The following is a 19454-nucleotide window of genomic DNA, read 5'->3' on the forward strand; positions in this document are numbered from 1 at the left end:
ATGGCGAACATACTGGTCATTAACAGTGGCTCGTCGAGCTTAAAGTTTGCATTGTTTGACACAGCGGGCCCCGTGGATTCGGGGCCCAGTTCATCGGTTAACGCTTTAGTGAAGGGGCAGTTTTCAGGACTTGGAACCGATCGCTATGATGTATCAATGACCCGTCATAAACCGGGGATCAGCGCGGTCTCTCCGGGCTCCGCGCCAGGCCATCATGCAGCTGTCGCGTCGTTACTCATCTGGTTAGAGCGCCAAGAGCTGTTGGACGAGATTATCGCCGTTGGGCATCGTGTCGTGCATGGCGGTCAGCACTTTCATCAAGCGACTCAGCTGGATGAGCAAAAAGTGGCTTTGTTGGAAGCGTTAACCCCGCTTGCACCTTTGCATCAACCTTACAGTCTTGCCCCAATTAAGATACTCGGCGAGCGATTGCCTGATCTGGTGCAGATTGCGTGTTTTGATACGGCGTTTCATGCTCATCAGCCGCTCGAAGCAAAACAATTCGCTTTACCTTACGCGATGTTCGATCGGGGCTTTCAGCGTTACGGGTTTCATGGCCTTTCTTACGACTATATCACGCGGCGCTTACCAACCATCATCCCTGATTTTAACCATGACGCGCGTGTGGTTGTGGCGCATTTGGGGAATGGTGCAAGCTTATGTGCTATTCAAGCTGGAACTAGCCTTGCTTCTACTATGGGATTTACGGCGCTGGAAGGCTTACCGATGGGGACACGTTGCGGATCAATCGATGCTGGCTTGGTGCTGCATTTGATTGCGCGAGAGGGGATGACGACCGATGAGGTAACGACGTTGCTCTACAAGGAATCAGGGCTTCTAGGCTTGTCTGGTATTAGCAGTGACATGCGTGCCTTGCTGAATAGTGACCGACCCAGAGCGCAGCAAGCGGTCACACATTATTGCTATCGCATTGCGCGTGAGATTGGCAGTTTATCGGCAGCGTTAGGTGGGTTAGATCATATTGTCTTTACCGCTGGAGTCGGCGAGCACGCCGCGCCAGTACGAGAGCAGGTAGCGGCCCTTTGTCAGTGGCTGGGGGTTAATTTAGATGGCGAGGCGAATCAAGCCAGTCAATCCTGTATTTCGAGCACAACGAGTCGAGTCGGGGTCTGGGTGATCCCTACCGATGAAGAGCAAGTGATCGCAGAAGACTGCCTCACCATGTATCAAAAGGCGCTCACTCAATAGTACGTAAATAATCACGCTTCATCGATTCAATCTGCCCAGAATCCATCATCTGTGCAATTGTGTTACTGAGCTGAGCGACTGCCTCCGCATGGTGAGATTTTTTTGATAGCACAATGTAGGCGTTAATCGGCTCAGAAAAGAGGAGTGGCTGCTTTTCGAGCATGCGATTGGTATCGAGGCGACTAACCAAATAATCGAGTTGGTATTCCTCACCGATGACTGCATTGGCGCGTTGATTGATGAGTTGTTTAATTGCAAACAAGGTTTGACTGACAGGACGTGTCTGAATATTTTTATCTTGACTGAACTCGTCTGGGAAATGCGCGCCTCGTTCAATTGTGATGGGCAACGAATACAGCTGTTGTTTAGTCCTGACGTTGTGCATATCGCCTTTGTGCGTGTAAATCACATAATTGAGATTGGTGCGGTAGGCAGGGGTCAAATAATGCAGGTAGCCCTCGCGATCCGCCTTTCTGAGCACATTTGTCGCAATATCTGCTTTGCCCTGTTCGAGCAATCGTAGACAGCGTTTCCACGCGCACTGAAGCATATTGAGCTTAAAGCCTGCCTTGTCCGCGAGTGTGGTGATGATCTCGACATCAATGCCTTGGTAGGGATAAGTTTGGATATCTGTCCAAGGTGGCCAGTGTGGAACCACATAGGTTAATGATTTTTCAGTGTTAGCCGCCGCCCCATGTATCAGTTGCATAGCGATGAGGACGGCAAAAAGTAGGTACTTCATCATGGATACTAAGTTTTGATATTTCTATCAGTATAGTCAATGTATACCCATGTAAAGCCTGCGATAATTATTTGTTTTTAGATGATTTAATCAAAAATGGGTCAGCAAGACACACAAAAGTGTGACATTGCATACAAGATTTTTTCTAAGAGTGCACCGAGCGGGCGTAAATCGTTATGCTAGCGCCGAGTTAGAGGATGCAAGGATGTTGTTATGATGCGCTGGGTATGGGTGAGCGTATTATTGCTTAGCCTCACAGGGTGTGCGCAGAAGCTTGGTCGGCCATTTGATATTAAAAATCTCGCCAAGTCAGACATGGATTTAATTACCGATATTCACATCGCTGAGATTCGTGATCTTAGCGAAGCCCTCATCGTGAAATTGTATAAGCGTAACCCGCGCGAGCTTAAAAAAGTGCCCGGCATGACGATTGAAAAACGCGTGGCGCAGTTGATGACGGCAGAACGCCCCGACAATGGCTTTCGAGAGCTGGGAGGAATGGATGGCATCGCGCTGCTGCCTTTAGCCTTTTCAAGTGAATTTGAGGGCGACCGCGTGTTTGCGCTCATGGCGGGTGTTACCGGCATGATCAGTGCGAGCTATAATCATCAACTTGAGTTTTTTTTGCTCGATGATATTGACCAACAAAAACTCTATAACAGTGCTCGAAACCTAGAAAAAATTGCCTGGCTTTTAAACAATCAAAAGGACGAACACGGCCAACTGCTGTTGCTGAGTAATGGCATGGGCAAAAATGGGGTGCCCAATTACAGCTACGAACGCTTATTGAGTCAGATGATCATTATTCAAGATATGATGGCGGTGATGGTGGCAGACAGTACCAACCGTAATATCAATCAGGTTGTGCACAGTATGGCGTCGATGACGTTCTTCCCTATCTAATTAACGAGGCGGTGCAATCACCGCCTCGCCCCTTACCAGCCAATGTCTTGGCCTTGATAATCGATAAAGTTGCCGTTCTGACTGTCCGTGAGGGTATCGAGCACATGTTTTAGTCCTTGTGCCGATGTGGCGGTATCAATCAGGGCATTGGGTCCACCCATGTGCGTTTGTACCCAACCAGGGTGGAGAGCAATCGAACGAATGCCTTTACTTCGCAGGTCAATAGACAGGCTTTTGATCACAGCATTGAGCGCGGCTTTTGAACTTCGATAAATATACCCGCCACCTGATTGGTTATCACTCATGCTCCCGACTTTTGAGGACAAGAAAGCAAAAATGGGTGTATGGCCACTTTGGCTTGCCTTTTCAAGATGCGGGGTGAAATGTTCAGCGATAACCAGTGGCGCGATGGTATTGACCTCCAGCACGTCGCGCCATGCGGCTGTGTCCACTTCACCGAATTGATAGCCTTTGGGGCCATAGAGTCCAGCATTATTGATCAGCAAATGGATAGGTGTGTCACTAAGCTGTGAGGCAAGATGCTGTATTGCGGTATGATCCGTTACATCCAGCCCGTGCGTGGTGAGTGTTGCGTAGCGGTTTTTTAATGTCATTAAGTGAGGCGCAGAGCCGGGGAAGCGGCAGCAGGCAATCACCTGCCAACCGTGCTCAAGGTACAACTCGGTGAGCGCTAGACCAATTCCACGGTTTGCGCCTGTGATAAGGAGTGTTGGCGTCATTGTTGCCTCATAGTGGCTGATTTGGTTCCACTATTATATGACTAATCCCCCGTCGACTTTAAGCGTCTGCCCTGTGATAAAGCTCGCGTTATCACTGGCGAGAAAGCTGATCGCATTGGCGATGTCTTGGGCGGTGCCCATTCGTCCCAGCGGGGTTTTTCCTTTCATCATATCAATGACTTTATCGGGTAAGTTTGCTGTCATGGGCGTTTCAATAAAACCGGGGGCGACGCAGTTAGCGCGTATTTGTGCCCCATGACGGGCAAGCTCTTTTGACCAGGTTTTGGTCATGGCTATCACGCCACCTTTTGATGCCGCGTAGTTGGTTTGACCAATATTACCATCGGTGCCGACGACGGAAGACAAGCTCACAATCGCGCCTTTCTCTTGCGCTATCATCAGTGGCGCGATGGCTTGTGTCATGGTAAAGACGCCTTTTAGGTTAACGTCAATGACTGCGTCCCAGTCACTTTCGCTCATTTTGGTGAGTAGGTTGTCTCGGGTGATGCCAGCATTGTTCACCAGTATATCGATCACTGCGTGTTGTTGGTGCAGGGTCTGCACCCAATTCGCGACAGCGTCTTGATCGCAAACATCCAGCGCGACGGGCACGATAACCGCATCCGTCTGCCAGTCTTGCATGTTGTCAATATTCCTATCTAGTGCATAAATTTTGGTAGCGCCTTGCTCAACAAAGGTTTCAACAATCGCGCGGCCAATCCCTTGTGCGGCACCTGTAATGACACAGTGTTTACCGGTCAGCATGGTGTTTCTCCTCATTATATTCATCGTGATTTTCTTGGGCGTTGGGTCACCTAAGCCCCTGCTTCTGCGTTGGTATCTCACGGCCAACGTGAGATAACGTGCAACAACTAGGCCAGTGGTGACATCCTCTATAGTAAATAGAGATATCAATTTGTGGGCGTATAGGCTAAAATTTAATCAAGTTGTCACCTTGTTCGAGAGAGGACCTATGCCGACGTCAATCAATTCGCAACCTTTAGCGCAGCAATACATGCAGCGCCAGCGCGATCGTCAAGATGACCAGGTCAATGGCGGTCTCAACAACTCGATGAGCGTGCAAGAGCGTGCCGAGCTGATCCGTAAAGAGCGGGAAGAGCAAAAAGAAGCCGCTGCATCGGGCGAGCAGCGTGAGGATAAGCGTGATTATCAAGCCCTCATTGATCGTGTTGCGGAACAAGAAGCGCAGAAAACGCGCGCTGATGCCTATAACCAACAGCAACAAGCGTTGATGGATCAAGTGCAAAAAACCATCACACCCAATGGCCAGCAAAATAGTTATAGCCTCAAGGTGTAATCCTTTCATCCGCCCGCTTTTTGGTCGCCGCCTCTGGGCGGCGTTTGTGTCTTTGCTGTGTGGTTTTTATCTTGCGTTGCAAAAATGTAAAAAAAGCAGGATGTTGGTCGCTATTCTTTACACTTCTAATTGGCTTAAACCCCTAATAAAACGCGGCTATCAGCCTTTTTCTCTCACTGTTCAGTATAAGTGACACTATTGGTTAACAATTGCTTAACCTGTTGTCCGCCTGTCTTCTCTAGTCCCAACCACCGTCTAATGCTATCTCTAATGCTACACACAAGGAGGAAGCGATTATGACGTCAACCATGCAAGCACCTGTCAAAACGATTAATCCATTGGGCACAGATGGATTTGAGTTCGTCGAATACACAGCGCCCGATCAAGCGGGGATTGATGCGCTTAAAAATTTGTTCTCACTGATGGGTTTTGCCGAAATTGCCAAACACAAACACAAGGATGTTTGGCTGTATCGTCAGGGAGACACTAACTTTATCGTCAACGGTGAGCCTGAATCACAAGCGCAAGGCTTTGCCAAGCAGCACGGTGCGAGTGTCAACGCCATGGCGTTTCGCGTTCAAGATGCGGTACACGCGATTGCGTATGCGGCTAAACAAGGCGCCAAAGTGGTTGAACCAAACATCGGTCCAATGGAGCTTAGTATTCCCGCGGTATACGGCATTGGTGATTCATTGCTTTACTTTGTCGACCGCTATGGCGACCAAAGTATTTATGAAGTCGATTTTGACTTTTATCCAGATTGGCAATCGCGCCTGAAAGAAGCGGATGCAGGATTGAAAGTCATCGACCATTTAACCCATAACGTGGATATTGGCAACATGGACGTGTGGGCTGACTTTTACGAGCGTATTGCCAACTTCAAAGAGATCCGGTTTTTTGACATTGAAGGCAAAAAGACTGGGCTAAAGTCGCGTGCTCTGACCGCGCCTTGCGGAAAAATCCGTATTCCCATCAATGAGTCAAGTGATGACAAGTCACAGATTGCAGAGTACTTAAAAGAGTACAACGGTGAGGGGATCCAGCATATCGCCATGACCACCGACAACATCTACCAAACCGTGCGGACGTTACGTCAACGAGGTATGGCATTCATGGATACGCCGGACACCTACTATGAGAAAATCAACGAGCGTGTCAACGGCCATGAAGAAAGCATCGACGAGTTGCGTGACACCCGTGTATTGATTGACGGTGACGTAGACAGCGGCATCTTGCTGCAAATTTTCACCAATACTGTTATTGGGCCGGTCTTCTTTGAAATTATCCAACGTAAGGGTAACCAAGGCTTTGGCGAAGGTAACTTTAAAGCCTTGTTCGAGTCTATCGAGCTGGATCAAATGCGTCGTGGTGTATTGGACTAACTGAAACGGCATATAACAAACCCGCTTGGGGCAGCGATACGGGTTATCCGGATAAACTGACTCCAATCGGTAGCGTGTCATCATTTGTAGACATTGCGTGTGGCAGGCGCTCCCTTGGGAGCGCCTTTTTTGTCCTTTTTCGCCTACTAACTAGGACATTTCTCGCCCAAAACAAGATTAGACTCTATGATTAGCAGAGAAGCTTTCCCACTAAAAAGGTGATTATGAAGGTAGGTAGCCCCCTGACACGCCCTTCGCTTTCTGCGGGAATCGTTACCAAGCTAGCCTTAAGCTGGACCGTACTGACTGCATTGTTTACGGCGCTTCTCCTGCTGGGCGATTACCAAACGCACAAAGCAGATGTCGAGCGCGCCTTGCAACAGGTAGGCAACAGAGATGTCAGTGCGATGACTGGGCATCTATGGCGTGTGGAAACGCAAGCTTTTGAGCAACAGATAGAGCAGCTCATCGCCCAACCTGAGATTGACTATATCCATGTATATGATGCCGATGGCTCGTTAATTGAGCGCGGCGTGGAGCCTGCTGCACAGTCGTTGCAAAAGCGTTGGTCGTTAATTGCAACCGACGAGGGGAACGAGTATACCCTTGGGCAACTTGAGGTGGCGTCAAATTACACGGCGTTAAACGCCTATTTTGGTGATAGTGCCCAGTGGGTTTTTCTTGGATGGTTGGCGGTGTCAGGATTGGGAATTATCAGCTCTATGTGGATTGTGCGCCGCCACTTAGATAGGCCGTTATTGGCGCTACACCAGCAAGTTAACCAGTGGGAGAATGGCATACCCACACCGATTCAGGTTCCACGCCAATTTCATCATTGGCGGGGTTTTGAAACGCGTTATAACGCCATGATCACAGCGCTAGGGCAACAACTGACGCAGCTAGAGGACGCGAAGCACGACGCTGAAAAGGCCAGTCAAAAGAAAAGCGAGTTTTTGGCCAATATGAGCCATGAGATCCGCACACCAATGAACGGCATTATTGGGATGGCCTCACTGTTAAAGAGCACACGCTTAAATGACGAGCAACAAGAGTTTGTCGAGATGTTAGAAACGTCGTCGATGTCGTTATTAGATATCATTAACGACATCCTCGATTTCTCTAAAATCGAAGCAGGTAAGTTAGAGCTGGAACCATTAGAACTCAATATATTTGAGTTAGGGAAAGATCTCGAGAACCTGTTCATTCTTCGTGCCAAGGAAAAGCAACTCGCCTTTCGCTGCGAGATAGACGCTGATATTTCCCCATTGTTGATCGGCGATGCACCGCGATTACGCCAAGTGATGATTAATTTGGTGGGTAATGCAATCAAGTTTACTGAGCGTGGAGAGGTGGTTGTCTCTATCAAGCAAGTGAGCGACGAGGATACCGCCAGTGTGCTGCGCTTTGAAGTGAGCGATACCGGGCCAGGCATTCCCGTTGAAGAACAAAGCCGTATTTTTGGTAAATTTGAACAAGGTGATTCTTTAACCGCCGCCGCTCGAGGCACAGGGCTGGGGCTTGCCATCTCACAGCAAATTGTCAACTTAATGGGGGGGCGAATCACCCTCAACAGTGAAGTGAGTGTGGGCAGTCTATTTACGTTTACCGTGCGTTTTGAGTGTGCGGATATTCCTTTAGCCACGCCGGTCGAGGCTTATCTTTTTGCCGGTGCGCCGATGTTATTGGTAGACGATAGTCGTTTAAACATGCGCATCACCACGGCACAATTGAGCAACCTTGGCTGCCAGGTTACATGCTGCATGCACCCGGATGACGTGATCCCTTTAATTCGCGAACGCCTTGATAGCCACTATCCCTTTAAAGTGATTTTACTCGATAAAGTGATGCCCAAAATGGATGGCTTTCGCTTGGCAGAACAGATCATTGCTACATTTGCAGATAAAAGCCCTGCGATCATGATGTTAACGGCGGCGCCTGATGCATTAGATAAGCCGCGGATTGAACGCTCAGGCATAGAGGGTTACTTAGGTCGTCCCTACCAATTTAATGACTTAAAAGCGCATTTGGTGCGGATCTTACAACAGCGCCAACCGACGCTGGGGGTCGTACGCTCTACCGGAAAAGGCACCTCACTGGCTGGGTTGCATGTTTTAGTCGTGGAAGATTCCAAAGTTAACCAACGAGTGACTGAAGCGATATTGACTCAGCTAGGGGTACATGTCCGTTCGGCTGCCGATGGTGAGCAGGCGTTAGCGCTATGGAAAAGCCAACCTTTTGATGCGATTTTCATGGATTGTCAAATGCCTGTGATGGACGGTTATCAAGCCGCTGAACACATTCGGGCACAAGAATCACGCTTTAACCGAACCCCCATTATTGCACTGACCGCGAATGCGACAACGGAAGACAAGGAAGCGTGCTTAGCCGCGGGGATGGATGATTATATTGCCAAACCTGTTAGGCAGCATGAGCTTGCGACCATGCTGAGAAAACATACCTTTACCTCGCAAACCTACTTAGTGACGCATTAATGGCGTAATACAAGTAACGTGATATTAGTTACAAAATTATCAGAAAAAGTAAACAAATACTGGGGCGTCTCAAATGATTTTCGTTAGGCTTCTAATCTTTTGGTGGGCGAAACACCGATAACAATTAGAAAGCAAAACGAAAAGAGGAAACATGAAAATCAATAAACTGCTCTCAACGGCAGCGGCGTTGCTGCTTAGCCTCAGTGCGCATGCGGGTCAGCTTAATGTCATGGCGTATAACATTATGCAACTCAGCAACCTACAAGACTGGGATCAAGCTGAGCGTGCAGCCCGTCTGCCGCAAGCCATTGCCGACATGGACACGCAGCCTGATGTGATCTTGGTGAGCGAGGCCTTCAACGCTGAAGCTGAGCAAGCGATGAATCAGCTTGCAAGCCTGTACCCTTATCAAACACCGAATGTCGGACAAGACTGTAGCGGAGAAGGTTGGGATGCGCTGACTGGGGATTGCTCCAATTCTTTATTTGTCGTGCGTGGCGGCGTGACCATTCTCTCCAAGTACCCCATTTTGACTCAGAAAGCGCACGTTTATCATCACAGCCTGAAAGGTAGCTGGGACTACCAAGCCAACAAAGGCTTTGCATACGTCGAAATTGACAAAGAAGGCGAAGCTTTTCACCTAATTGGCACCCATTTACAAGCCACGCATGATGGGATGTCTGACGAAGAGCATCAAGTGCGTCTGGGTCAGCTAGGTGAAATCAAAGACTTTATCGACAAGGCGGCGATCCCGGCTGACGAGCCTGTGATTATTGGTGGTGATATGAATGTGGAGTGGAGCCGCCAAGATGAAATTAAAGACATGAAAGCAGCATTAAATGGCGCATTGCGCTTTACCGAGCCGGAAGTAACGTCTTTTTCTGCCAAACACAATTGGTTTACGAAAGCGAACGCGTATCACTTTGACTATGATCTTAACTACAACACCACGTTAGATTATATTTTGTGGAGCCGTGATCATGCCGTGCCAGCTAATCAACCTGAGATGCAGGTGGTACAGTTAACCGCTAACGACCGTTGGTATTGGGACTACCTTGAAGGCGAGTGGCCGCAAGCGGCTGGACAAAACTATCATGATGGTTACTACAATGAACTCTCTGATCACTATCCGGTCATGGTACAGTTTGAATTTGAATAATTTCAGCGCTTGATAGATCGCATTGATATCGGGCTTAACGATGTTGAGCCCGCTTTCCCCACCCTCCATAAACGTCAGCGAGACACGGCTTATTTCTGCGCTTAGCCCAAGACAGTCTGGAATTTTGGACTACGCTTATTGATAGGATCGCTGGGCATCTCATCTTGGATAACGCTTCATAGGGACACGCCGAGGCGTTGATTATTCTCTTATTGGCGACCTAGCGATAGTGTTAAGGGGCTTGAGGACAACGATCAGAAGACGAGGGAAGCATGACTAGGCCGCGTTTCCATATCATCTATGTTGACGATGACGAACTCACATTAAAGGCGATTGGTCGGGAGATTCGCCGCTTGAAACCAAGTTGGGCGATCAGCTTGATCAAGGATCCTACCCAGTGGGAAAAAGGCCTATTAGAGGATCAGCCCCCGTCTTTGGTGATCAGTGATCTCTTGATGTCCAAGCTCAAAGGGGATGCATTACTAGACCAAGTTCGGGCACGTTTCCCGGGTACGATACGTGCGCTGATAACAGGGAACACACGCCAAAAAATTACTGAATTAGCCACGCCCAGTGTGCACTTCGTCTTACCCAAACCCTTCTCTGAAGATGACTTCAATAATGTGCTGAATAGTGTTGAGCGTCTCCATAAGTTGCCGATTGATGCTGAAACGCGTAACCGGTTGGTCGGTATTGAGGACTTCCCCGTCTTGCCTGACTGTGTGCGCCATTTACGTGCCACGATTAATGATCCCCATTCGGACATGGAACAAATTGCACGAGTGGTCAGTGAAGAGCCTCCCTTAGTTGCCCGACTTTTACAGCTTGCTAATTCTGCTTATTTGGGCTTTCGAAACCGAACATGGTCACTAGAGACAGCGATAAATCGATTGGGCATTCAATCGGTCGAGTCAATTGCCGCGACAATGGTGGGACATAATGCCTTTAAGCACTTGTCCACCCAAGAACACTATGCGGTGGTGGATGAACATATTGAACTGGCTAATGTGAGTAAGTCGCTGGGGCTATTCCTCGGGTATGACAAAGCGCGCGCAGAGCGTTTGTATCTTGCATCAGTGTTGTCTGCGTTAGGGGAGCTAATGGCGCGAGAGCTTGGCTGTCGTGACAATGGCAACAATCCCATTTGCGATTTACCCGTTCGTTTTGATACCGCGCTCGTCGTCTCGAGTTATATCATTATTTTGTGGGGCTATGACTATGAGTTTGCAGAGATTGTGCTGGCAAGCGGTGCCATCCCATTGTCCCCTGACAGTGAGCGCACCAAGGATGGGGCGCTATTGCATTACTGCCGTCAGTGGATTAATGCGAACGATATCGACAAAGCCAAGCTTTTACAGTCTTGGTCGGCCAATATCGGCGCTTTTTTTACTCAATCGTATAAAGAGACGATTTGAGTGCGTCAGATCGTAATACGACGGCGTTTTTCCTGTGCATATAGCATAAACATGGAAGGGGCTCGTGAAGGATAACGACATTGACGATTGTGTTGCCCGACTCGGGCAATCATGCTGAGCGTATGTTCCCGCCAGTCCATGAGGCGATGATAGGAGGCCGCAGCCCATGATGGCCTACTTTTGACGTGATAAAAACTGATGGTCGCTTTGTCCGTCATATCGGTCAGAGTGAAACGGATGAAGTGATCTTGTCATCAATTTGCCAGAGTGCGACCTTACTCAATATTGAGTTGGTCGCTGAGTGGGTCGAGAATCAAAACCAAATCGACGTTTTGAGAGAAAAAGGCTGCACGCGTGTGCAAGGCCATGTCATTGGTGCACCGCTCCGTCGAAGTCGTCTTCTTGAGTTTTTGGCGACGTTTAAGTCAAAAACATGCCTTACCAAGCTTGGCGGCAGTGATTAAGTATTATTCGCTGCCTAGAGATAGGACGCACGAGCAGCGAAAGCTTGCTAAGAGAGCTGAGTTAGCAGGACGGAGCGGGCGGTTTGATAATAAATATCCCAATGGCAACCACGCAGGAAAGCAATATGCAGGTGACCGTAGGCAGTGGCGGATAACTGAGCGTGAGCGTTGCTAGCAGGGACGCCAGTCCATAACCCAGTGTATGGGCCATGGCAATATAACCACTGACCTTTCCCGGTTGATCGTCAAGTTGTTGCATCGCTTGGCTGGTATAGGCAGGGATAAGGAGTGCGCAGGCGCCAGATATCACCAGCATTGCCATCACTAACGCGGCAAAATTTGGCATCAATAGCATCGTGTAGCCTGACACCAGACTGATTGCGCCAATGCTTAGCATACGCTCGGTGCTCAGACGCTGCCTTTTTACCACCAACACTTGTACGGCTAAGGTGGCGATACCGCTTAACGTCAGTAAATAGCCGATGGTGTGGCTGACATGATCAGCGGACCACTCGGTGAGGGTATTGAGCATGGGGGTGAGATTGTATTGCAACAGCGCAATCGCTGCACATACGGCAAGGCCGTAACCCATGTAGGGCCAAATGGCTTTGGGCGCTAACCACAGATTGGCGGATGAATGAGATTCGTCCTTTTTACCCGCGCAGTGAGGCATCACACTGACAACCAGTGCCGCCAAGACGGGCAGCAGTAGCATCAACGTCAGTGAAGCGTAGGGGCTGATCACTAATACGGCTGAGGCAATCAACGGGCCAGCGAGTCGGCCGAGGCTTAAGCCAATACTAATGGAGGTAATCGCTTGCATACGGCGCGCTTCCCCGGCGAGTAACACGGCCCAATGCTGATTAGCAGGCACCATCCCTGCGACCGTTAAGCCGTAGATCACCCGAGCCAGTACTGCAAGCGCCAACCAAGGCCATGGGTTAGCGCTGCTCTGTGCGCCCAGTGTCGCTGCGAGCAATAACGCGAAGCTAATCGCCATGCCGGCTAGTGCTTGCAGGACCACAAACTTAGGACCATGTTGGTCGCTGATCCGTCCCCAAAATGGCGCGGCAGGGAGAAATAACACGCTTCCTACAGCAATAATCACTGCCCATGTCGACAGTGAAAAGCCACCTTGCGCCACCAGTAGGGGGAGCGAGACCAAGAGTCCGTTCTGACCGATGCCCATCAAAGCCGCAATCAAGGTCAAAGTGAGCGGTTGCCACCTAGCAGTTTGTGTCGCGCTTTTAGGGTGTGTCATCACAACTCCTTACAGACACGGGCTTACTGGGCAATGTTGTGGTGCAACTATGGTTGAAATACATTGGGAGAAGAGGCGCCCAGCGAGGACTGGGCGCGAAAAGGAACATAATTAGAACGTGGCGCTGTAGCTCAAGCTAAAGGTACGGCCGACACCTTGATAGGTGACTAGATCTGCTGGAATACTTGGGCTGTAGACTTTTTGTGCCTTTTGGCTCCAAATAGTTAGGTAATCTTTATCCAGTAGGTTTTGGATACCAAAGTTAATTTGACCGACTGGCAAGGTGTAATAACCATTGAGACCGACAAGTTCATAGCCCTCGAGGCGATCACCCTCTTTATCTGATAAGTCACCAACATGTTGCAGGTTAAGCTCAGTGCCCCAATCGAAGTTATCGTATCCGATCGCTGCCATCGCAGTTGATGGGCTGGCGGTGTAGATACTCAAGTCTTTCCAAGTGCCTTTATCTTTTTCCTCACTTTCGACAAGATGACCTTGCAAGCGAGAGTACCAATTATCAGAAATATAGTAGTTGACTTGACCTTCTAAGCCATAAATACGCTGCTCATTGTTGTCTAATTCGAGCTGTGTATTAGAGTATTTATAGGTTTTGTCAGAAAGTGAATAATACGCAGATAACTGAGTGTTAAATGACGCATTGCTGAGGCGCCATCCAAGCTCGTAAGAATCTGTTTTTTGACCATCAAGGCCTACATTACTGACGCTAACGTAATCATCTAAAGAAGAGCCAGAATATGAGCCATAGCCGTAAAACTTACTGGGATCAGGCATGTTAAAGCCTTGGCTAAAGTTTGCCCATACTTGCTGCTTGTCAGTAAGATCATATTTAATACCGGCATTAAAGAGCCATATATCTTTATCCGCTTTACCGCCAGGGATAGCTTCTGCCTGCGGTTTTCCGTCTAGCAGTGTAGCGAGTTGCTTATATGCACTGACAAAACTATCACCATCGTACTCCGTATTTTGATAGCGAATACCAGCGAACAAGTTGGTTTTATCTGTGATTGCCCAATCAATTTGGCTGAAGACACCGACATTTTGTGTGGTGAAGTCAGGATAACGATCGATATTTGCTTTGTGTTTAAAGTTTAACCCCTGGCTCGTTGCACTAACTGACGGCTCGTAGATACGTTGAAATGCACTAAAAGTCTCATGTGAATAGTCCACACCATAGTTCAGTGTTGCCTGAGTAAAGTCTTTTTGTAGCAGCAGCTTTCCGCCTAGTACGTCATTGCTCTGCTCTGAGGCACCGAATGCTAGTGTGGGAGCTGATATATCACCAGAAAGAGCGTAATCAACTTTTTGCTTGAATGACTCGGAAATCATTGGAAAGGGAAAGTTCCCGAATGTCTCTTCGCGGTAATAGACTTGAGCCAAAAGGGAGTGACCAGCGACATTAGCGTGACTATATTGAGTGTTAAGCATCAACCTTTCGGTAAAAGGCTGCTCATCTAACGATAAACCATTGGAACGTTTTAGATATGATGAATCTAGTAGTCCTGAATATAATTCAACATTACCAAAGCCAGCATATTTGGGATATATCGCACCAACTGGAATACTAGTTTTAGGCCCATAATCAATCCCATAATCCGTATCTTGCTGACTGTCATAGTATTGCGCGGTTAGGGAAAGGTGCTGTTGGTCATCTGGGCGGTAATCGAGGCTACCCATGACATCAATGCTGTCATTGAATTGGGTATCGGTTTGGGTCACATCGGGCAGAATAGGATCGCCATTGCCGTCGTAGGCTGCACCTTTACCTTCATACGCGACGGATAAGCGCCCTTGCAAGCTATCACTGCCGCCGGAGACCGCGACCGCGGCTTGCTTGGTGAGATCGTCGCTGTTGTTAAACCCAGTGGTGATGCCAGTCTGCACCTCGAGTTGCGCATCGCCCGCTTCACCGCGTTTGGTGATGATATTAATAATACCGCCGGTTGCGCCTGCGCCATAAATGGAAGTTGCGCCTGACAGTACCTCAACACGCGCGACATTAAAGGGGTCGATACTATCCAGTTGGCGGCTGATGGTTCGAGCAGCATTCAGAGCAACGCCATCAATCATGATTTGCGCGCTGCGGCCACGTAAATTCTGTGAGGCGTTGGTGCGTGCGTTGGTGCTGCCAAAGTCAAAGCTTGGGATCAGCTTCCCGAGCGCGCCTTTTAATGACTCACCGCCTTGAATTTCACGGGTTAACTCTTCATTGGTGATCACCCAGTTGGTGCTGGCGGAATCGGCGATGGTCGTTTGAATCTTACTACCGGTTACAATGATGGTTTCGGTATTGGCCGCAGAAGGGGCGGCATGGGCGAGATGGGCGCTGATCACTAACGCCAGCGGCGAGAGTGAAAAGCCGACTGCTTTTATGGTGTTCATAATTATCCTTATACGTCACAACCCTGCAGGGCATGATGAGGCTGCGTCCCTGCAGTACTTCTTCGTCACTACCTTAATTCCAAAATCAAATGATAATGGATATCATTATGATTATTGATCTTTGCTAACGATGTCAATACATTGATAACCGAATTGCCATATTTCACGTAAATTGGTGAAAAATAACGCATAAAAGGCGTGGTAAATGTAAGGGATTAATAAAGATTGTTCTGATAGATATCAGTGCTCAGAGGTACGGTGGCGCATCAATGAGGTCAGGCGTTTTCGTGTGGGGAAGCGATGGAAGCTATTAGGAGGCGTATCAAAAAGGTCTACTGACTCGTAGACCTTTTGTTGTTTTGTGCTCGCGGGATTACTTACCGCTCTTACTTTGCTTGGTTAACTCTTTGATAGTGCGGCTTATTTCACGGCGCTGCTTAGAGATCTCCGCATTTTTGATGATGTGGTCATCAACGCGATCTTCATAATCGCCTTTCATGTTTTTGATGATCTCAACGATTTCCTCATACGACATCTCAGGCTGGATGTAGTCGAGCAAGTTTTCTAACAACACCACCCGCTTTTGGTTGTCGCGGATTTTCTTGTCGTTGTCCTGGATTTCGCGCTTCAATTTGTTCTTTTGTCGTGAGTGCTTAACAATCTCGTATACGCTGGTCATAGTAGTCGCCTTCTATTTTTTGAAGTATGAAAAAATTAAACCACAAGCGCTGCGGCAAACCCAGTCTTTTTGCGCTTGAAGTGGGGAGTTTTTAAACACTTGAATAAAACAGGCGGGTGAAGAAAAGACATGGTGAGGCCTGTTTATCAACAACCCCATTCAGCTGGCTAAACCGTCACCCTACCTTCTTCGCTAATTGATGGTGGCAACGATAACAGGTGAGCATTGACAGTGTCATGACACATATCAAGGCTCACCGATAATGCGGTCATACCCTTAGTAATCGGTTGGACTGCCTTCGAGCTTGACCGATGAGCCGGATGTTTTCATCATTGCGCCGCGCAACATGGCCTGTACCAGCTCAGTGGCATCGAATTTCGTCAGTGCTTCGTGCGCCCCGACTTGTTTCGCACGATCAACACTGATATCGCTCGATAATGAGGTATGGAGAATAAGATACGCCTCGGCGAGTTTATCATCGCTGCGGATTTCAAACGCTAACTCATAGCCATCAATCCCAGGCATTTCGATATCGCTGACAATGATATCAAATGGCTTGCCTGCAGAGGCGGCATTTTTCATCATTTGCAGCGCTTCTAGGCCATTGTTGGTGACAAAATAAGGAATATTGATACTGTCGAGTGCCTCTGAAAGCTGTCGCCTAGCGGTCAGTGAATCATCGACCAAGAGGATATTCATCGGTTTAAGCTTTTCACGATCCACGTCAGCCAGGATGGGGTGTAATTTATCAGGCGCAGAGGGGAAAATGTGTTCCATGATGTACTCCACATCGAGAAGCTGCACCAGCTTATCGTCGATGTGCATCACCCCGGTTAAAAAAGCACGTGTTCCCAAGGTTTCAGGGGGCTCGGAAATAGAGCGCCAGTCGCACTCGCTGATTTTATCGATACCACGTACCAAAAAGCCCATCACCCGACGCTGACAGTCGGTCACGATAATGTAGCAAGACTCCCATTCTGACTTAGCAACGGGTTTGTAGCCAATCGCTTTTGCCATATCAATGACAGGGGTGGCGATGCCACGGAAGCTAGTGGTTCCGATCACCGTTGGGTGAGATCCCGGCAAATCCGTGAGCGGCTGAAAGGGGATGATTTCTCGTACCTTTAGCGTCCCAATCGCGAAAGATTGGGTGGCGGTGAGGCGGAACATCAACATGCCTTGTGCTTGATTCGCTTTGCTCTTCATAGCATCACTCTGCGTGTTATCGTCATTCTTTTGAGTATGGTAACAGTGTTGTCTTAAATCACCTATTCTTACCCCCAAGGATAGGGCTAACGGGCGAAAAGATAAAACTTTTGCCTGCTATTGTCTCATATTTGAAACTTATTGATAGTCTCATTTAAACGTGGTGTATACCACGCTTTTAAGCCATGCCTTTTGCTAAGATAGCGAAAGATATAGACTCGGTGAGCCAGTCATTTAGGCGTCACCTTACGCAAAGAGGTTGCCTGTGGCTGTATCTTACCTAAAATAAGAATGACACACGCTTTTTGTCACGGGACGTGAAGTCACAGTGCAACGCGACACAAAAGCCCCCAACATTGAGGCACGTTAGCAAGGGTTTACGTGTCCGGATAAATGCGAATGAGCAGTAACACGACGGTTGAGTGAACTATGACCAATATTTTAGATTCGGTAGATTCGCGGACACGATTGGTGGGTGAAAACCGCCTCGAGCTTTTAATGTTTTACCTTGGCTCTACCCAACCTTTTGCCATCAACGTGTTTAAAGTACGTGAAGTCATTAAAGTGCCAAAGCTCAACCAAATGCCGGGATCGCATCCTAATATTCGTGGCGTTGCCATGATTCGTGGCAAATCTATTCCGGTGATTGACCTACGCCAGTCCATCGGCATGGGATCGATAGGCATGTCGGATGAGTGTAACGTTATCGTGACTGAATATAACCGCACTATCCAAGCATTCCTCGTTGGGCAGGTGATCAATATCAAAAACATGGGCTGGGATGAGATCATGGAGCCGCCCTCCAGTTCAGGGCGCAATAATTACTTAACGGCCATTACTCGCCAAGACTTTGACGGGCAAACGCGTTTAGTGGAAATTGTCGATGTGGAAAAAGTACTGGCTGAGATCGTTGCGTATGAAGTTGGCGTTTCTGAAGATGCCCTCGACCCCCACTTGACCCCTTATATGGCGGGACAGAGAGTATTGGTTGTTGATGACTCATCGACGGCGCGGGCGCAGGTTAGTGAAACCTTGTCGCAGTTTGGTGTCGAGTGCATCATTAAAAAAAATGGTGCGGAAGCACTGCATTTGCTGAAGAGTTGGTGCGATGAAGGCAAAAACGTGAGTGACGAAATTTTGCTGATGATCACTGACGCGGAAATGCCGGAAATGGACGGTTATAAACTGACGCACGAAGTGCGCTCTGATAGCCGGATGAGTGATTTATACATTGCATTGAACACCTCATTAAGCGGGAGCTTCAATGAGGCAATGGTTGAGAAAGTGGGCTGTAATCAGTTTATCTCTAAATTCCAGCCCGACCTGTTGGTTAATGTGGTGCAGGAGCGTTTACGCCAAGTTGTGGCGAGTTAAACCGCCTAGGCACCCGTGTGAACAAAAGCGAGCCGTGGCTCGCTTTTTTTATTGAACAAGGAGGGAGACGATGAAAACGGTATTTCTCATGCGCCATGCAAAATCCAGTTGGGATGATCCTAGCCTTGATGATCACGCGCGTCCGCTCAACCCGAGAGGATTTCGGCAAGCGCCACAAATGGCGGAGCGCTTGAACGCGTGGCTGCATCAGCCGCAAACGATTGTGACCAGCACCGCGCAACGGGCAAAAGATACTGCCGTGCTGGTGGCACAAACGCTTGCCGACAAGCCGCCCATTGTTTTAGAGGAAAAGCTATACAGTGAGCATGCATCTGCAATCATTCATACCATCCAAGCACTTGAGTTAGAACACGATGTGGCGATGATTATTGGCCATAACCCCGCACTAAACGATTACCTGTATGGCGTGGGGATGACTAAGGATAACTTACCGACGTCAGGGGTGGCTGTGGTGCAGTATCCGGTCGAACATTGGACAGAGGTCGCGAATACGCATGCACAGCTTTGCTTTCTCGACTGGCCCAAACGACTTCGCGGTTAGTTTAGGATCTGGGAGAGGATGACGTCATATGCATACTATATATTGTGCGACCTAAACTATATTTAGCGCTGTGAGGGCAAAGTTATCTACTGTATCTGTGGATAACCCCGTTAATTTCTTTGTAAGCAATCGCGGCAATGCACGTGAG

Annotated in this window: 17 protein-coding genes; 10 read left to right on the top strand and 7 right to left on the bottom strand. The window is 48.5% G+C overall.

Translation table 11 applies throughout. The features are described 5' to 3' along the window. Positions 1–1209, top strand: a complete 1209-nt coding sequence (locus C7A19_RS05125) for an acetate/propionate family kinase (protein ID WP_116644368.1) — start codon at positions 1–3, stop codon at positions 1207–1209. Here the strand turns inward: C7A19_RS05125 and C7A19_RS05130 are convergent. After that, on the bottom strand, positions 1199–1954 hold the full coding sequence (locus tag C7A19_RS05130; protein WP_116644369.1) for a transporter substrate-binding domain-containing protein: 756 nt from the start codon (positions 1952–1954) through the stop codon (positions 1199–1201). The two genes, C7A19_RS05125 and C7A19_RS05130, sit on opposite strands and share 11 nt — an antisense overlap. A gap of 210 nt (positions 1955–2164) precedes the next feature. Between C7A19_RS05130 and C7A19_RS05135 the strand changes: the two genes are divergently transcribed. Then, positions 2165–2854 (top strand): hypothetical protein, encoded by a 690-nt coding sequence (locus C7A19_RS05135; protein WP_116644370.1) that lies wholly within the window; start codon positions 2165–2167, stop codon positions 2852–2854. A gap of 32 nt (positions 2855–2886) precedes the next feature. Here C7A19_RS05135 and C7A19_RS05140 read toward each other — a convergent pair whose 3' ends face one another. Then, the gene (locus C7A19_RS05140; protein WP_069360931.1) at positions 2887–3594 is read right to left on the bottom strand and encodes an SDR family oxidoreductase; all 708 of its coding nucleotides are present in this window, start codon (positions 3592–3594) and stop codon (positions 2887–2889) included. Between the two features lie 33 nt (positions 3595–3627). Further along, on the bottom strand, positions 3628–4359 hold the full coding sequence (fabG, locus tag C7A19_RS05145; RefSeq protein ID WP_102504862.1) for a 3-oxoacyl-ACP reductase FabG: 732 nt from the start codon (positions 4357–4359) through the stop codon (positions 3628–3630). 208 nt (positions 4360–4567) lie between these two features. Here fabG and C7A19_RS05150 point away from each other — a divergent pair, with 208 nt between their 5' ends. The 6 genes from C7A19_RS05150 (at position 4568) to C7A19_RS05175 (ending at position 11824) form a co-directional block, all read left to right on the top strand. Beyond that, positions 4568–4912 carry a hypothetical protein gene (locus tag C7A19_RS05150; protein WP_046075644.1) on the top strand — a complete coding sequence of 115 codons (345 nt, stop codon included), beginning with the start codon at positions 4568–4570 and terminating at the stop codon, positions 4910–4912. Between the two features lie 296 nt (positions 4913–5208). Continuing rightward, on the top strand, positions 5209–6294 hold the full coding sequence (gene hppD, locus C7A19_RS05155; protein ID WP_069360933.1) for a 4-hydroxyphenylpyruvate dioxygenase: 1086 nt from the start codon (positions 5209–5211) through the stop codon (positions 6292–6294). 224 nt (positions 6295–6518) lie between these two features. Next, entirely contained in the window at positions 6519–8786 is a 2268-nt protein-coding gene (locus C7A19_RS05160; protein WP_116644372.1) for a response regulator, read from the top strand. 151 nt (positions 8787–8937) lie between these two features. Next, a complete protein-coding gene (locus C7A19_RS05165) occupies positions 8938–9945 on the top strand; it encodes a sphingomyelin phosphodiesterase (RefSeq protein ID WP_116644373.1) in 1008 nt (335 codons plus the stop codon). A 272-nt stretch (positions 9946–10217) separates the two neighbouring features. Continuing rightward, complete coding sequence (locus C7A19_RS05170; protein WP_077457133.1) at positions 10218–11360, top strand: HDOD domain-containing protein; 1143 nt, start codon at positions 10218–10220, stop codon at positions 11358–11360. Positions 11361–11545: 185 nt separating this feature from the next. Then, on the top strand, positions 11546–11824 hold the full coding sequence (locus tag C7A19_RS05175; RefSeq protein WP_116644374.1) for an EAL domain-containing protein: 279 nt from the start codon (positions 11546–11548) through the stop codon (positions 11822–11824). Between the two features lie 61 nt (positions 11825–11885). Here C7A19_RS05175 and C7A19_RS05180 read toward each other — a convergent pair whose 3' ends face one another. From C7A19_RS05180 to C7A19_RS05195, 4 genes are all read right to left on the bottom strand, one after another. Next, a complete protein-coding gene (locus C7A19_RS05180; RefSeq protein ID WP_116644375.1) occupies positions 11886–13085 on the bottom strand; it encodes an MFS transporter in 1200 nt (399 codons plus the stop codon). 111 nt (positions 13086–13196) lie between these two features. Further along, positions 13197–15485: a TonB-dependent receptor gene (locus tag C7A19_RS05185; protein ID WP_116644376.1), complete on the bottom strand. Its 2289-nt coding sequence runs from the start codon at positions 15483–15485 to the stop codon at positions 13197–13199. A gap of 373 nt (positions 15486–15858) precedes the next feature. Next, positions 15859–16164 carry a DUF496 family protein gene (locus C7A19_RS05190; RefSeq protein WP_025744875.1) on the bottom strand — a complete coding sequence of 102 codons (306 nt, stop codon included), beginning with the start codon at positions 16162–16164 and terminating at the stop codon, positions 15859–15861. Between the two features lie 276 nt (positions 16165–16440). Beyond that, positions 16441–17370 carry a chemotaxis protein CheV gene (locus C7A19_RS05195; RefSeq protein ID WP_069360940.1) on the bottom strand — a complete coding sequence of 310 codons (930 nt, stop codon included), beginning with the start codon at positions 17368–17370 and terminating at the stop codon, positions 16441–16443. 429 nt (positions 17371–17799) lie between these two features. Between C7A19_RS05195 and C7A19_RS05200 the strand changes: the two genes are divergently transcribed. Continuing rightward, positions 17800–18744 carry a chemotaxis protein CheV gene (locus C7A19_RS05200; RefSeq protein WP_116644377.1) on the top strand — a complete coding sequence of 315 codons (945 nt, stop codon included), beginning with the start codon at positions 17800–17802 and terminating at the stop codon, positions 18742–18744. Between the two features lie 70 nt (positions 18745–18814). Next, positions 18815–19306: a histidine phosphatase family protein gene (locus C7A19_RS05205; RefSeq protein WP_069360942.1), complete on the top strand. Its 492-nt coding sequence runs from the start codon at positions 18815–18817 to the stop codon at positions 19304–19306. Positions 19307–19454: the final 148 nt, after the last annotated feature.

The organism is Salinivibrio sp. HTSP (assembly GCF_003390965.1).
GTDB lineage: Bacteria > Pseudomonadota > Gammaproteobacteria > Enterobacterales > Vibrionaceae > Salinivibrio > Salinivibrio kushneri.

Excerpts from the sequence above, each read along its gene's own strand:
- C7A19_RS05125 (WP_116644368.1), top strand. The coding sequence starts at position 1 with ATGGCGAACATACTGGTCATTAACAGTGGCTCGTCGAGCTTAAAGTTT.
- C7A19_RS05130 (WP_116644369.1), bottom strand. The coding sequence starts at position 1,954 with ATGATGAAGTACCTACTTTTTGCCGTCCTCATCGCTATGCAACTGATA.
- C7A19_RS05135 (WP_116644370.1), top strand. The coding sequence starts at position 2,165 with ATGATGCGCTGGGTATGGGTGAGCGTATTATTGCTTAGCCTCACAGGG.
- C7A19_RS05140 (WP_069360931.1), bottom strand. The coding sequence starts at position 3,594 with ATGACGCCAACACTCCTTATCACAGGCGCAAACCGTGGAATTGGTCTA.
- fabG (WP_102504862.1), bottom strand. The coding sequence starts at position 4,359 with ATGCTGACCGGTAAACACTGTGTCATTACAGGTGCCGCACAAGGGATT.
- C7A19_RS05150 (WP_046075644.1), top strand. The coding sequence starts at position 4,568 with ATGCCGACGTCAATCAATTCGCAACCTTTAGCGCAGCAATACATGCAG.
- hppD (WP_069360933.1), top strand. The coding sequence starts at position 5,209 with ATGACGTCAACCATGCAAGCACCTGTCAAAACGATTAATCCATTGGGC.
- C7A19_RS05160 (WP_116644372.1), top strand. The coding sequence starts at position 6,519 with ATGAAGGTAGGTAGCCCCCTGACACGCCCTTCGCTTTCTGCGGGAATC.
- C7A19_RS05165 (WP_116644373.1), top strand. The coding sequence starts at position 8,938 with ATGAAAATCAATAAACTGCTCTCAACGGCAGCGGCGTTGCTGCTTAGC.
- C7A19_RS05170 (WP_077457133.1), top strand. The coding sequence starts at position 10,218 with ATGACTAGGCCGCGTTTCCATATCATCTATGTTGACGATGACGAACTC.
- C7A19_RS05180 (WP_116644375.1), bottom strand. The coding sequence starts at position 13,085 with ATGACACACCCTAAAAGCGCGACACAAACTGCTAGGTGGCAACCGCTC.
- C7A19_RS05185 (WP_116644376.1), bottom strand. The coding sequence starts at position 15,485 with ATGAACACCATAAAAGCAGTCGGCTTTTCACTCTCGCCGCTGGCGTTA.
- C7A19_RS05190 (WP_025744875.1), bottom strand. The coding sequence starts at position 16,164 with ATGACCAGCGTATACGAGATTGTTAAGCACTCACGACAAAAGAACAAA.
- C7A19_RS05195 (WP_069360940.1), bottom strand. The coding sequence starts at position 17,370 with ATGAAGAGCAAAGCGAATCAAGCACAAGGCATGTTGATGTTCCGCCTC.
- C7A19_RS05200 (WP_116644377.1), top strand. The coding sequence starts at position 17,800 with ATGACCAATATTTTAGATTCGGTAGATTCGCGGACACGATTGGTGGGT.
- C7A19_RS05205 (WP_069360942.1), top strand. The coding sequence starts at position 18,815 with ATGAAAACGGTATTTCTCATGCGCCATGCAAAATCCAGTTGGGATGAT.